This window comes from Thalassospira sp. UBA4513 (genome assembly GCF_002388495.1).
GTDB lineage: Bacteria > Pseudomonadota > Alphaproteobacteria > Rhodospirillales > Thalassospiraceae > Thalassospira > Thalassospira tepidiphila.
In genome coordinates this window covers 18,371-18,780 of record NZ_DGMR01000041.1, presented here as the reverse complement: position 1 = coordinate 18,780, position 410 = coordinate 18,371, and the positions used below count along the sequence as shown (strand labels likewise).

Annotated in this window: 1 protein-coding gene and 1 riboswitch; the gene reads right to left on the bottom strand. The window is 57.1% G+C overall.

Annotated elements, in window-relative coordinates; genetic code table 11:
- Window positions 1-276: ATP-binding cassette domain-containing protein (locus B2T33_RS20100; protein WP_286793030.1), on the bottom strand; the 276-nt coding region annotated here is incomplete at its 3' end.
- Window positions 277-341: 65 nt separating this feature from the next.
- Window positions 342-410: riboswitch (SAM riboswitch) on the bottom strand.

The following is a 410-nucleotide window of genomic DNA, read 5'->3' as shown; positions in this document are numbered from 1 at the left end:
ATGCTGAAACACCATGCCGAGCTGACGGCGGAACAACGGCAAATCGCGTTTGGAAAGTGTCGTGACATCGGTGCCATCAACCGTGACCGAGCCCGAGGTCGGGGTTTCAAGCAGGTTGATGCAGCGGATCAGGGTTGATTTGCCCGCACCCGAGCGGCCAATAACGCCGACGATTTCGCCAGCAGCGATATCAAGATTGATGCCGCGCAGCGCAACATGTTCGTCGCTGCCACGCCGGGCTGCATATGTTTTCTGGACGTTCGAGAGCCGGATCATGGATCCCAACCTTTCCGTAGATACAAAAAAACCGCCACGGCTTTACCGAGGCGGTCGTACATACAGAGCATATACGCCCTCTCGCTTTAGCCGCATTTTTAGCGCGCCCGCAAGCTGAGGAGCAAATCGGCGCG